Origin of the sequence: Sporosarcina sp. FSL W8-0480, from assembly GCF_037963765.1 — a bacterium.
In the GTDB taxonomy this organism is placed as follows: domain Bacteria; phylum Bacillota; class Bacilli; order Bacillales_A; family Planococcaceae; genus Sporosarcina.
This window is the reverse complement of sequence record NZ_CP150166.1, coordinates 2,858,915-2,872,667: the sequence shown is the minus strand read 5'-3', so window position 1 is coordinate 2,872,667 and position 13,753 is coordinate 2,858,915. Positions and strand designations below refer to the sequence as shown.

At 44.5% G+C, this 13,753-nt stretch carries 12 protein-coding genes; 10 read left to right on the top strand and 2 right to left on the bottom strand.

Going from position 1 to position 13,753, the window contains the following annotated elements:
* Nucleotides 1–259: 259 nt before the first annotated feature.
* Nucleotides 260–778 carry an antibiotic biosynthesis monooxygenase gene (locus NSQ43_RS14810; RefSeq protein ID WP_339251415.1) on the bottom strand — a complete coding sequence of 173 codons (519 nt, stop codon included), beginning with the start codon at nt 776–778 and terminating at the stop codon, nt 260–262.
* 219 nt (nt 779–997) lie between these two features.
* Between NSQ43_RS14810 and hemE the strand changes: the two genes are divergently transcribed.
* From hemE to NSQ43_RS14790, 4 genes are all read left to right on the top strand, one after another.
* The gene (gene hemE, locus NSQ43_RS14805) at nt 998–2,035 is read left to right on the top strand and encodes a uroporphyrinogen decarboxylase (protein ID WP_339251414.1); all 1,038 of its coding nucleotides are present in this window, start codon (nt 998–1,000) and stop codon (nt 2,033–2,035) included.
* Nucleotides 2,036–2,331: 296 nt separating this feature from the next.
* The gene (gene hemH, locus NSQ43_RS14800; RefSeq protein ID WP_339251413.1) at nt 2,332–3,261 is read left to right on the top strand and encodes a ferrochelatase; all 930 of its coding nucleotides are present in this window, start codon (nt 2,332–2,334) and stop codon (nt 3,259–3,261) included.
* Nucleotides 3,262–3,285: 24 nt separating this feature from the next.
* Entirely contained in the window at nt 3,286–4,707 is a 1,422-nt protein-coding gene (gene hemY / locus NSQ43_RS14795) for a protoporphyrinogen oxidase (protein WP_339254946.1), read from the top strand.
* Between the two features lie 48 nt (nt 4,708–4,755).
* On the top strand, nt 4,756–5,610 hold the full coding sequence (locus tag NSQ43_RS14790) for a glycerophosphodiester phosphodiesterase family protein (RefSeq protein ID WP_339251411.1): 855 nt from the start codon (nt 4,756–4,758) through the stop codon (nt 5,608–5,610).
* Nucleotides 5,611–5,649: 39 nt separating this feature from the next.
* Here the strand turns inward: NSQ43_RS14790 and yhfH are convergent, their stop codons facing one another.
* Complete coding sequence (gene yhfH / locus NSQ43_RS14785; RefSeq protein WP_339251409.1) at nt 5,650–5,775, bottom strand: protein YhfH; 126 nt, start codon at nt 5,773–5,775, stop codon at nt 5,650–5,652.
* 234 nt (nt 5,776–6,009) lie between these two features.
* On the opposite strand from yhfH, the gene NSQ43_RS14780 reads away from it, so the two are divergent.
* The 6 genes from NSQ43_RS14780 to NSQ43_RS14755 all read left to right on the top strand — a co-directional run bounded on the left by NSQ43_RS14780 (nt 6,010) and on the right by NSQ43_RS14755 (nt 13,356).
* Nucleotides 6,010–7,002, top strand: coding sequence for a lipoate--protein ligase (locus NSQ43_RS14780; RefSeq protein ID WP_339251407.1), 993 nt, complete (start codon nt 6,010–6,012; stop codon nt 7,000–7,002).
* A gap of 182 nt (nt 7,003–7,184) precedes the next feature.
* The gene (locus tag NSQ43_RS14775; protein ID WP_339251405.1) at nt 7,185–7,889 is read left to right on the top strand and encodes a response regulator transcription factor; all 705 of its coding nucleotides are present in this window, start codon (nt 7,185–7,187) and stop codon (nt 7,887–7,889) included.
* A complete protein-coding gene (locus tag NSQ43_RS14770) occupies nt 7,886–8,938 on the top strand; it encodes a sensor histidine kinase (protein WP_339251403.1) in 1,053 nt (350 codons plus the stop codon). Before NSQ43_RS14775 ends, NSQ43_RS14770 begins: the two co-directional genes overlap by 4 nt.
* Nucleotides 8,889–9,656, top strand: a complete 768-nt coding sequence (locus NSQ43_RS14765; RefSeq protein ID WP_339251401.1) for an ABC transporter ATP-binding protein — start codon at nt 8,889–8,891, stop codon at nt 9,654–9,656. Before NSQ43_RS14770 ends, NSQ43_RS14765 begins: the two co-directional genes overlap by 50 nt.
* Nucleotides 9,657–9,689: 33 nt before the next feature.
* Nucleotides 9,690–11,615: an ABC transporter permease gene (locus tag NSQ43_RS14760; RefSeq protein ID WP_339251399.1), complete on the top strand. Its 1,926-nt coding sequence runs from the start codon at nt 9,690–9,692 to the stop codon at nt 11,613–11,615.
* Between the two features lie 187 nt (nt 11,616–11,802).
* Nucleotides 11,803–13,356, top strand: a complete 1,554-nt coding sequence (locus NSQ43_RS14755; protein WP_339251398.1) for a fatty acid--CoA ligase family protein — start codon at nt 11,803–11,805, stop codon at nt 13,354–13,356.
* Nucleotides 13,357–13,753: the final 397 nt, after the last annotated feature.

The window sequence follows — 13,753 nt, the reverse complement described above, 5'->3', positions numbered from 1 at the left end:
CGAACTTCGACCCCAAGATCGACGTAGAAATCATGGATATATTGTGCAGTTTTCTCCTCTTTAAAAGATAATTCAGGATGCATATGCAGATGTCTGCGGATGATCACCATATCCTCATATGATAGGTCCAGCTTTTCGAACAGTCGCCCATTCATTCGATAACCCCTCTCAAAAACGTATTATCTATACATTCATAATTATAACAATACGTTTCGAGACCCGCAATATGTCTTACGACTTCGCTTTGACTCAGATATACTTATCGTTCGCTATCCTCTTTCTTTGCAATAAATGTCGTAATATAGGGGGCGCTTGCAAAAATATGTGTCGTACTATTTGCAAACTCCTTGTTATCAATCATTTGGTGGGAGTTCTTATACGATGGGGTGCTTTTCCACAAGTCGAAATTCGAGGCCTCTTCCCATTCCGTCATGATGACATATGTGTCCGAACCAATCGGACGGAGCAAGCGGAATGCAACGAAACCGGGTTGTGACTCGATTTCTTCTTGTAAAGAAGAGAAACGATGTTCGAAAACAGGACGCCCTTCATCAGTGACTGTGACATTATTACAAACAAAAAAGCCTTCATCCTTCAGATTGCCGGTCGAACTAATGACCTCATAGCGTCTTGGTGTCTGAAAGAACGACTTCGCCTCCGTTTCGTGTAAAAGAAGCGACTGTCCGCCACCATGCATGAGGATCAACCCTTCATCTTTATAACGTTCTTGAAGTTTCTCCATAAAATCTTTCGTTCCGGATGTCATATACAAATACACTCCCAAAACCTCCTCTACTATACATACTACTCATATTTTCCCTTATCAGAAGAATTAAAACAAACAATGGCGATATGGTGGCAGAAATGTCCGGATAAGCAGTACAAATTCATGACAAAACGAGGTAAATACTATACTTTACACTTGGAAACGTCTATATTTGATAGCGAATAAAGAAAAACATAAGCTAAATACTTCAAAGAAAGTGGGAATCGATTTATGACAACATTTAACGATACACTGCTTCGTGCTGCAAGAGGCGAAAAAATTGACCATACACCGGTTTGGTTCATGAGACAAGCTGGCCGTTCACAACCGGAATACCGTAAAATCAAGGAAAAATACTCCCTCGAGGAAATCACACACCAACCGGAACTTTGTGCATATGTAACAAAGCTTCCAGTTGATAACTACAATGTAGATGCTGCGATTTTGTATAAAGATATCGTAACGCCATTGCCAGGAATCGGAGTCGATGTGAAAATCAAAGCGGGCGTTGGCCCTGTTATTTCCAATCCAATCCGTTCTGTGCAAGATGTTCATAATCTTGGAGAACTGTCTCCTGAAGATCATATCCCATTCGTTATTGATACGATTAAAATATTGAAAGAACAACTGACTGTACCGTTGATCGGTTTCGCTGGTGCACCATTCACGTTGGCAAGCTATATGATTGAAGGCGGTCCGTCAAAAAGCTATAATCTGACAAAATCCTTCATGGTATCTGAACCTGAAGCATGGTTTGCCCTCATGAACAAATTGGCGGATACAATCATCACGTCCATCAAGGCGCAAGTTAACGCAGGTGCCGCGGCAATCCAAGTATTCGACTCATGGGTAGGAGCGTTAAATGTTTCGGACTACAGAACATTCATCAAACCAGTCATGAACCGTATCTTTACGGAGCTGCGCGAGTTAAATGTGCCACTAATTACATTTGGAGTAGGCGCAAGCCACTTGGCAAACGAATGGCATGACCTCCCTGTCGACGTCGTAGGCCTGGACTGGCGTTTAAGCATCAAAGAAGCCGGGGAAAGAGGTTTAACAAAGACGTTACAAGGGAATTTAGACCCTTCATTACTGCTTGCCGACTGGAACATCATCGAAGAACGTGCAAAAGCAATCGTCGAACAAGGCGTCGAACACGGCAGCCACATTTTCAACCTTGGCCACGGAGTCTTCCCAGAAGTACAACCAGCAACATTGAAGAGATTGACAGAATTTGTACATGAGTATAGTAGGGAACTACGTAAATAAGTGCAACTTATATTGTAAATTTTATTATTAAAGTAATTTCCGTTGATTGTAGCGAAGGGCGGCGACTCCGAGGGGATTAGCGAACGCCGTTACGAAGAACGGCGTTTGCGAGCAAAAGCGTAGCGTTGCGAGCAGGAATGCCAAAACGGATGCCTTAATTTCTGCAAAGACCGCAGAAATTAAGGCAAATCGAACTCTTCGTGGTTCGATTGGCTCACCGCCCGCCCCCCGGAAAGCGTCCGCCCGTAGCGGAAATCAACTATCCTGACAAATTTTATTTAAACGAGGTGCAACAAATGACAAGGAAGAAAATGGGGCTTTTAGTCATGGCGTACGGAACCCCGTACAAAGACGAAGACATAGAACCGTACTACACACATATTCGGCGCGGTCGTCCACCAGCACCGGAACAACTACAAAACCTCCGTGACCGCTACCAAGCAATAGGTGGAATCTCTCCACTTGCAAAAATCACGGAAAACCAAGCAAACGCACTCTGCGATCACTTGAACAAAACACAAGACGAAATCGAATTCAGCGTATACGTCGGACTAAAACATATTACGCCATTCATCGAAGAAGCAGTCGAAAAAATGAACGAAGATGGAATCGAAGAAGTAGTATCCATCGTCCTTGCACCACATTACTCAACATTCTCCGTAAAATCATATAATGAACGGGCAAAAGAAGAAGCCGAAAAATACGGCATTTCAATTACATCTGTTGACAGCTGGTACAAACAACCGAAATTCATCCAGTATTGGACTGAAAAAATCAGAGGTTCATTCGATGGCATGAACGAAGCGGAACGCGAAAAAGCATGCCTCATCGTTTCAGCGCACTCCCTGCCTGAGAAAATCAAGCAGTTCGGAGATCCATATCCAGAGCAATTGGAAGAAACGGCGAAAATGATCGCAGAAGCTGCCGAAGTGAAAAACTATGCAGTCGGTTGGCAAAGTGAAGGACAGACAGGTGAGCCTTGGTTAGGGCCAGACGTACAAGACTTGACGCGAGATTTGCATGAAAAAGAAGGATATGAAGCATTCGTTTATACGCCGGTCGGCTTCGTTTCAGATCATTTGGAAGTGCTATACGACAATGATTACGAATGTAAAGTCGTTTGTGATGAAATCGGTGCTGCTTATTACCGTCCGGCAATGCCGAATACGGATCCGCTTTTCATTAGCGCCATGTCTGATGCTGTCCTTGAACAACTGAAGGCGTGAAACAGCAAGGAAGTGATGATGGACATGAATGAACAGAAGAAAAAGGTTGTCATTATCGGTGGGGGGATCACTGGGCTCTCTGCGGCCTTCTATATGCAAAAGGCGGCAAAGGAACAGAATTTGCCAATCGAAATAATGCTCATCGAAGCGTCAAATCGCCTTGGTGGTAAAATTCAAACGGTTCGTCGCGATGGATTTGTAATTGAACGTGGCCCGGACAGCTTCCTGATTCGAAAGAAAAGTATGGAGGAATTCGCCAAAGACCTTGGCATCGAAGGGGAGTTGGTGCGCAATGCAACTGGGCAAGCACATATCCTTGTGAATGGCCGACTTCAACCGATTCCTCCGGGTTCTGTCATGGGGATCCCGACGAAGATGAGTCCTTTCTTAGGGTCAGGTCTGTTTTCATTGACCGGAAAACTGAGGGCGGCCGGAGATTTGTTCTTACCACGCTCCGGAGTCGAGGGGGATCAGTCACTCGGCAAGTTTTTCCGCCGTCGTTTTGGTAGTGAAATTGTAGAAAACCTAATTGAACCACTTCTTTCCGGTGTCTATGCGGGAGATATCGATCATATGAGTTTGCAATCGACATATCCTCAATTTTATCAGGTTGAGAAGAAGCACCGAAGCCTAATTCTTGGGATGAGGAAGACGACACCGAAGCAAGTGCCGCAGAAAGGTGGGCATGGCGCTTCGAAAGAAGGTGCATTCCATTCATTCCGAAACGGCCTTGAAACAATCGTAGAAGCTACAGAACAGCAACTACCCCCGGGAACGGTGAAGAAGGGTATCCGCATCGAAAGCATTTCGAAGAAGGGGAACCAAACCGTTCTTGAGTTGAATAACGGGGAAGTCGTTTTGGCAGACGCTGTCATCGTGACGACGGGCCATATGGCTGCCCAGCAACTATTCGCCGCTCACGGACTGCTTGAAGGCTTGAAGGAAATCCAGACGACATCCGTTGCAACTGTCGCTCTCGCATTTCCTAAAGATGCCGTCATCCAGGACAAGGAAGGCACGGGTTTCCTTGTTTCAAGAAGCAATGATTATTCCATAACGGCTTGTACTTGGGTTCATCGGAAATGGCCGACAACGACGCCGGAAGGGAAAATCTTGCTGCGTGCATTCGTCGGGCGGATAGGGGAAGAAGCCATCGTAGATTTACCGGATGGTGAAATCGAGAAGATCGTACTTGAAGACCTTGGTAAAGTTCTTACGATCAAAGGCAAACCCGATTTCTCAGTCATTACACGATTCAAAGAGGATCGACCTCAATACAGGGTCGGTCATCGTCAGCGGGTTGACGAAGCTCGCGCTGAATTGAAAAAAGAATTCCCTAACGTCAAATTGGCGGGCGCATCCTATGATGGGGTCGGCTTGCCAGACTGTGTAAACCAAGGAAAAGCAGCTGTAAAAGAAGTCATCCAAGAGCTGTTTCATAATTAAATGAAAGTCCGCCCTGTGCGGACTTTTTGATTTAAAGGAGAGGATTTGATGAAGAAAATAATCGGAATATGTATTGTGCTTATTCTTTTGTCGGCTTGCTCCTTTGGGGCAGATTGGGATAATCCCATGCCCGAAGACGGGTTCATCATAGTCGGCCATCGTGGCGCATCGGCTTATGAACCGGAAAATACGCTACCGTCATTCGAGCTTGCGGAAAAATTAGATGCTGATTACATAGAACTTGATGTTCATTTGACAAAAGACGGGGAACTGATCGTCATGCATGATGACGAAGTCGACCGGACGACGGAATCGATCGGTAAGATAAAGGACTTTACTCTAACGGAACTGAAAGAGTTGAACGCCAATCAAGAAAAGGGCGAAATAGTAGCAGTGACGGGTCGTGACAAGGATGCTTATGAAATTCCGACGTTGCGAGAAGTTTTCGATGAAATGGAGAATGATATCCATTATGTCATCGAATTGAAGGACACGGAACAATATGTTGGGATTGAAAAAAAGCTTGTCGATCTGATGAAGGAATATGAATTGATCGAGAAAGACAGTAAAGGGCATCCGAAGGCTGTCATCCATTCATTCGATAAAAAGGCGCTGAAGGAAGTGCATAAGTTAGAGCCGGCAATTCCATTGCTGCAATTGATTTCCTTCGATGAAGATGAGGAAGCTGAAATTTCGAAGAAGGAGTTGAAAGATCTGCTCTCCTATGCATCGGGCGTCGGTGTCAGTTATGAAGCGATCACGCCTTCATTTGTGAATAAAATGCATAAAGAAGGGCTTGTCGTGCATGCATATACAGTGAATGATGCGGAAGTGGCGTTGCGTCTAAAGGCGATGGGGGTTAATGGCGTTCATACGAATGAGCCGGATTTGTTGGATGAATAAAAGCAGCTGAGTTTGCGTTCTCAGCTGCTTTTATGTTCACTAAATTATATTGCATTCGTCGCATTTATTGCTATAGCATTCATGCTGTTCCTCTATCTCTTTTCCACAAGTAATACAGGTTTTCGGTGGTAGGTTTTTGAAAAACTCAATGACATTCTCCAGCATAACAATCCCTCCAATCTTTTCTGTAGTAACACTAAATTGAATATAGGTGTTTGTAATATAACACATGGGATAAAAAAAATGGACGATACTCCCGACCGGCAACTCATCATCTATTGTGTTCTATAACTAAGATTAATATTTCGAGTGTATTATAACAAATGAACAAATGTCAAGACTTATTTTGCGATTTCGGATAAAATAGAGATGAGTTTAATTACATAGGGGGCAATTACTGTGTTCTTCGTTGATAATAAAGGCATAACAGACCCACGTATCAACCTCGCGATCGAGGAGTATGTACTGAAAAACATGGATGTTGATAAAGACCCGTTTTTACTGTTCTATATTAACGAACCTTCAATCATCATCGGGAAAAATCAAAACACCGTCGAGGAAATCAATACAGAGTACGTCGATGCTAACGGCATTCATGTCGTCCGCCGACTATCCGGAGGCGGCGCTGTTTACCATGATTTAGGAAACCTTAATTACAGTTTCATTACGAAAGATGATGGAGATTCTTTCCGCAACTTCAAGAAGTTCACGGAGCCGGTTGTCAAGGCGTTGGCAGAAATGGGTGTAAAAGCGGAACTATTGGGCCGAAATGACATTCTTGTCGAAGGGCGTAAAGTTTCGGGCAACGCGCAATTTGCAACACATGGACGGATGTTCACTCATGGAACACTTATGTTCAACACTGAAATCGAGCGGGTCGTTTCGGCACTGCGTGTCAGGAAGGACAAGATCGAATCAAAAGGGATCAAGTCGATTCGTAGCCGTGTTGCGAACATCTCTGAGTTCATCGAAGAGCCGATGACAATCGAACAGTTCCGCATGAACATTTTGGTCTCGATTTTCGGTGGTGAAGAGAATATTCAATACAGGGAGTTGACTGAGCAGGATTGGGAAAATATCCATGCACTGTCAGCTGAGCGTTACGGAAACTGGAACTGGAATTATGGAAAATCGCCTAAATTCAACGTGCAACATTCCCACCGTTTCCCTGTTGGCGGCATCGATGTTCGCCTTCAAGTCGAAAATGGAAATATCCAAGACGTGAACATTTACGGCGACTTCTTCGGAGTAGGTGAAGTTCAGGTCGTTGAAGATAGTTTGAAAAATGTGCAATACGATCGTGAATCTATCAGCAATGCGATTGAAGGAGTCGACATTCCGACGATCCTTGGTGGAATTACGAAAGAAGAATTTGTTAACTTAATTTATTGATTCAGATGAAAACCGGTGCATGCCGGTTTTTTTCTTTTGCTTTAGTATATGTTGGATTTGTGGAAAGGGTGTTGGCGTGTTTGTTGGTACGAATATGTGGAATGCCAAGTCGGTGCACCGATGCCGAGCGCATTTTCGAATGATACGATATAATAAGGGAACTAGTTAGGGGGGAATTTGCGATGGCGAATCACCGTATTTTTATTGTGGAAGATGATAAGAAGATTTCGCATTTATTGGCGGAGACGCTTCGGAAGTATCAGTATGATGTGGCAATTGTGGAGGATTTTGATAATGTGGACACGGAGTGTTTGGCGTTTGATCCGCATTTGATTTTGCTTGATATAAATTTGCCTTCTTATGATGGGTATTATTGGTGCCGTCAGTTGAGGCAGCATACGCGATGCCCGATCATTTATATTTCAGCCCGCTCAGGGGATATGGATCAAGTTTTTGCGCTTGAGAATGGTGGGGATGATTTCATCACGAAACCTTTTCATTACGAGATCGTCCTTGCGAAGATCAGGAGCCATTTGAGGAGGGCGTACGGGGAGTATGCGCCGAATCAGGGGGAGCGGACTGTGAAACAAGGTGCGCTTGAGTTGTTCATCGAACGGATGGAGCTGCATTTACGCGACGAGGCGATTCCGCTTCAGAAGAAAGAATGTGTAATTCTTGAACTGCTAATGGATGCATCTCCGAAAGTGGTGTCGCGAGAGACGCTTCTTGAGGAATTATGGGATGATCAATCGTTTGTCGATGAAAATACATTGAATGTGAATATGACACGTGTGCGGAAGAAACTCTCTGATTATGGTGTCAAGTCAACTATTGAGACGGTACGTGGCACAGGCTATCGTCTTTTAGTGGCGCCGGAGGAATCATGAGGCAGATCCGTTTATTCCTAAAAGAATATTTGTCATGGGTCATCTTCGAAATGTTCCTCATATCGTTCATAATCATTTTGTATTGGTTGGATGGATTCACCGGCATCAATACGATGATCTATTCGATCATTATTAGCATGCTGTTGTTGGGGGCGTTTCTTGGAGCGAAATTCATCACAAGGAGATCGTATTACAATGCGATTATTCGAAAACCGACGAAGATGGAAGATGCGCTCATCCGGAATGTGAAAACGTCCGAACAGAAAAGGTCTTCGGATTTCATGCGTGATTTGTATAGTCTGCATCAGAATGAAGTGCAGACCCTTTATGCGTCACAGCATCGGCAGCTCAATTTTATAAATCAATGGGTGCATCAGATGAAGACGCCGATTTCTGTCATTAATTTGCTTCTTCAGGAAGACGGTGAGCTTGATAAACGAAGTGTCCGGGAAGAAGTGGAGAAAATCCAGCGGGGATTGGATGCTGTACTTGTGAACGCAAGGCTTGGGACGTTTGAAGAAGATATGCATATCGAACGGGTTGTTTTGAAGAGTCTTATCCAACAAATCGTGACGGATCATAAACGGTTGTTCATCACAAACGGAGTGTTTCCGGTTATATCAATTGATGAGAGATTGGTCGTTGCGACCGACCCGAAATGGATGAAAATCGTCATCGGCCAATTCATCACAAATGCTGTGAAGTACACATTCGGCGAGGGAAAGCGAGTGTATTTATCAGCAGAGCATACGAAAAAGGGATTTGAATTGACGATCCGTGACGAAGGAATAGGCATCCCGGCAGCTGATCTGAAGCGGGTGACGAGGGCGTTTTTTACAGGTGAGAACGGAAGGCTCACGGGTGAATCGACTGGGATGGGCCTTTATATTGCCGACGAAGTGTGCGGAAAACTTGGACACCCAATGGCGATTGAATCGGAAGTTGGAAAAGGAACGACGGTAAAGCTTTTGTTTACAAATGGAGAGATGGGTGAGGCGGATGACAGAGAGCACAATTTTAGCACTGAAGCAGATAACGAAAATCTATGAAGGTAAAGTGATCCATCGTGCGCTAAATCGGCTGGATTTCGAAGCGGAGGAAGGGGAATTCATCGCAATAATGGGACCGTCCGGCAGTGGCAAGACGACGTTGTTGAACGTCATTTCGACGATAGATATGCCCACTTACGGACAGGTTCTGATCGACGGGATTGAACCCGAATCGTTGAATGGCAATGAATTGGCGCTCTTTAGAAGACGTAATTTCGGCTTCGTCTTTCAGGACATCAATTTGCTCCAAATGCTGACTGTTGAAGAGAATATTGTCTTGCCACTCACATTGGATGGGTTGCCTGTTTCAGAAATGAAAAGACGGATCGCACGATTGGCAGATCAACTCACATTAAATGAAATTCTCAATCGTCGTCCGGATGAATTATCGGGCGGGCAAGCGCAACGGACAGCTGTCGGTAGGGCATTGATCCATAAACCGAAGCTGATCCTTGCTGACGAGCCGACGGGGAACCTCGATTCCAAATCTGCAAAGGAAGTATTGGAATTGCTCAGCTACATCAATCAAACCGAGGGGACGACAATCATTATGGTGACGCATGATCCGATTGCGGCAAGTTATTGCGATCGTGTGTTGTTCATAAAAGATGGGGAGTTTTTCAATGAAATTTACAAGGATGAAAGACGACAGACGTTTTTCCAACGGATATTGAATGTGCTTAGTTTGCTTGGAGGAAATGTCCATGATTTGCGTTAGACATGATTCTTTCCGAATGGGGAGGTTTGTGGCATGACGTTTCGTCAGTTTGCTTATCGGAATGTTGTGCGGAATCGGCGAATTTACGCCGCTTTTTTCATGGCGAGCGTTTTTTCAGTAATGGTTTTTTTCCTTTATTCCATGCTGCTATTCCACCCTTCCATTGAGGGAGGATCCTTGCGGGATATCGCGTTATTGGGCATGGGGGCAGCGGAACTGATCCTTTACATATTCACAATGTTTTTCTTGTTTTATTCGATGCGGGCATTTTTGCAGGCGAGGACGAAGGAGTTTGGCATCCTTCTGCATTTGGGAATGGAAAAACGGCAATTGCATCGGCTTATATTCATCGAGACATTATTGATCGGCGCGGGCTCAATCGGAGTGGGGACATTTTTAGGGTATATGTTCTCAAAGTTTTTCTTCATGGTCGTCAAACGGATTGTCCTGTTGCCGGCATTGCCATTGTATTTGTCATGGGAACCATTTGTCTTGACAGTCGGTGCATTTTTCAGCCTATTCATCATCATATCGCTTGTCGCTCCCGTATTCATCCGCACCGACGGATTGGATGAACTGATTCGCGGGGACGGCGGCGGAAAAGAGACGGAAGGCTTTTCGAAAATCCGCGGTTCACTTGGAATCATCCTTTTAATGCTTTCTTATACGTTGGCATCTCTAACTTCCAATAATATCGTCATCGGACTTATTTTCCTCCTACCGCCACTTGCAACACTTGGAACGTATTTCTTTTTTACGGATTCCTTGCCATTCCTCCTTCATCTATTCAAAGGGAGGAAGGAATTGTATTGGCGGCACTTCCGGTTATTGGCCATATCCGAAGGGGTCATCCGCTTGAAGGAAAATGCAAGGATGTTTTTCATCGTTACAATCGTATCCACGGTTGCGTTCATGTCGGTAGGTATTCTTGCTTCATTGACTTCATTCGCCTCGCAGTACAGGGAAGTGAACCCCCTTGGCCTTGTCTATGTCAGCTATCCGAATGACAAGATGGAGGAACAGAATATAAAGCGGCTTCGCGATGAATTGAGGAGAAATGGGCTAACGTACACGTATGTAGAATTTCCAGTTTTAAAACAGCGCTCTTCCTATACGGAATTCAATGTAGCCATTGTTAAACTGTCAAATATTAACCAGTTAGCGATGGCTTTCGGCAATACGTCGTTCGAGTTGGGGGAGGGTGAAGCGCTATTCCTGCCACCGACGATTTCTACATTCGAGCAATTGAACAGTCAAATTGTAGAAACGGTGTTGGAGGAAAGCGGGGTTGCTGTACGGATCAATGGTGCGTACCCTCACCAGTTGTTCCCTGCGCATGCAATCGGAACGAATGCTATCATTTTGAATGATGCAGATTTTAACCGGATTGCCGCTTTCGGCCAAGCACCATCGTTTGTCTATCATGCTTTCGACATCCCGGAATGGCAGAAGACGAAAAATATTGGAATGACAATCGAGCATTCGATGACGGAATCGATATTGGCGGGAACGACCCATGAACTTAATTACACATTTGATAATCCGGGGCGGAACTATTCCGTCATCCGAACAACATTCACCTTATTGCTTTTCATCGGTTTATTGTTGGCGGGAGTTTTCCTGCTTGCGGCAGGAAGTTTCATTTACTTCCGCTTGTATACTTCTTTAGACAGTGACCGGAAGCAATTCGATGTTCTTCGGCGCATGGGCATTACAGACAGGGAGTTCAAGAAAATCGTCAATCGACAGCTTATTCCACAATTTTTTGTCCCGTGGGGAGTGGCGCTGCTGCATAGTTCCTTTGCATTTTTGACTTTGCAAGTCATATGGGATGCACTCGCCGAGATTTCGATAGTCCGTGAACTGATCTTTGTCTTGCTTGGATTTACAATTTTACAAGTCATCTATTTCTATCTGATTCGCTGGCGCTATCTTGCGCATATCCGAACATCGGGCTAATGCTGAAAAGGCATGAGTCCGATGTTTTTCTTTACATTTTTTCTAAAATAAATTATGCATTATCGGCATTTCGATTATTAATATTTGAATTGATTTTCAAAAATCATTGTTAACTATTAATTTTTCTTATATAATAATAGAGAGAATTATGAATGGTTGTTCATTTTTAACGAAGGGGATGTTATGTATGAATTTGGTCACACAGGTTTATGAAACATCGAAGCTGAAGCCGGAAAAGGCGGCTTATCATTTCATGGGCAAAGATACGACATACGGCGAGTTCGACAAGCATGTGTCCACGTTTGCACAAGGACTTGAAGATTTAGGGGTTAAAAAGGGAGATCATGTTGCATTTTTATTAGGGAATACGCCACATTTCATCGTTTCGCTTTACGCGACAATGCGGATTGGAGCTACAGCAGTTCCGATCAATCCAATTTATTCGCCAAGTGAAATCTCGTATATCCTACATAATAGCGATGCGAAGGTTGTCATTGCGGTTGATCAGTTATTGCCGCTCGTCGAGAAGGCTGCTGTTTCGTTTCCGACAATCGAGCACTATATTATTTGTGAGACAAGCACGTTAACCGGAAATTCAATCTCGGAATTACCGGAAGAACTAAGAACTAAGGTGAGCCAGTTCACGCATTTCTTTTCGAAGGACAGGCCAAATAAGGCGCCAATTGAAGTTGATGAAAATGAAACCGCTGTCATTTTGTACACATCGGGAACGACTGGACACCCGAAAGGCGCAATGTTGACCCATAAGAATTTATATTCAAATGCAAGAGATACTGCCGATTATCTGGAATTTTCAGAGGGGGATCGGGTCGTTGCAACACTGCCGGTATTCCATGTGTTCGCGCTTACGGTCGTAGTCAATGCACCATTATTAAAAGGTGCGACGATTTTACTCATGCCGAAGTTCAGTCCTGCTGAAGTGTTCGAGTCAATTAAGGCGCAGCATGCTACCGTATTTGCAGGCGTTCCGACGATGTTCAATTTCCTTTATCAGTTCCCTGAAGGGTCGGCGAAGGATTTTGAAACGATTCGGATTGCCATTTCAGGTGGGGCATCATTGCCTGTGGCGCTATTGGAGAACTTTGAAAACAAGTTCGATGTGAAAATTTCGGAAGGATACGGTCTTTCAGAAGCGTCTCCTGTCACTTGCTTCAATCCGCTTGACCGGGAACGCGTTCCTGGCTCGATAGGAAGAAGTATTTTGAATGTGGAAAATAAAGTAGTGGATGAGTTCGGGGATGAAGTGCCTGTCGGTGAGGTCGGTGAACTTGTCGTCCGGGGACCGAATGTGATGAAAGGGTATTATAAGATGCCTGAGGAGACGGCAGCCGCAATCCGCGATGGGTGGTTGTATACAGGGGATATGGCGCGGCAAGATGAGAATGGGTATTTTTATATTGTTGACCGCAAGAAGGATATGATTATTGTTGGCGGGTATAATGTGTATCCGCGTGAAGTTGAGGAAGTGTTGTTTGAGCATCGTGATGTTGTTGAGGCGGCAGTGATTGGGGTACCGGATGCTGATTTTGGCGAGGAAGTTCAGGCTTTTGTTGTGTTGAAAGAAGGTGCTGAGCGAGATGTTGAGAAGCTGAAGGCATTTTGTGCGAAGCGCTTGGCGAAGTATAAAGTTCCGAAGACGATCGAGTTTTTGAGTGAGTTGCCGAAGAATACGACAGGAAAGATTCTTAGACGGTCGTTGAAGGATATTGTTAAACAATAAAAATACAAATGTTGATTTACGCTGCGAGCGGACGCTTTCCGCGGGCATGGCTTCAGCCTCCTCATTCATGCTCGTAACGCTTCGCTTTTACTCGCAAAAGCCGTTCTTCGTCACGGCTTTTGCTATTCCCGCAGGAGTCGCCGCTCTCCGCTTCAATCAACGGAGAGTATTTTACATGAAAAGGTAATAAATCTTCAAAATACGCATAAATTCCTCCAAAGAAGCATAAATCGCTACAAAAGTTCATAAACTCCGGAACTTACGCATAAATCCATTTAAAACCTCATAAATCCCCGAAATCAGGCATAAAGCCGGCCCCCATTTTAAATAATTTGTTTGTCAAAGGCACTTTTCGCGAATTAGAAACGACAGTACGCTATTACTCTCCGCGCAAATT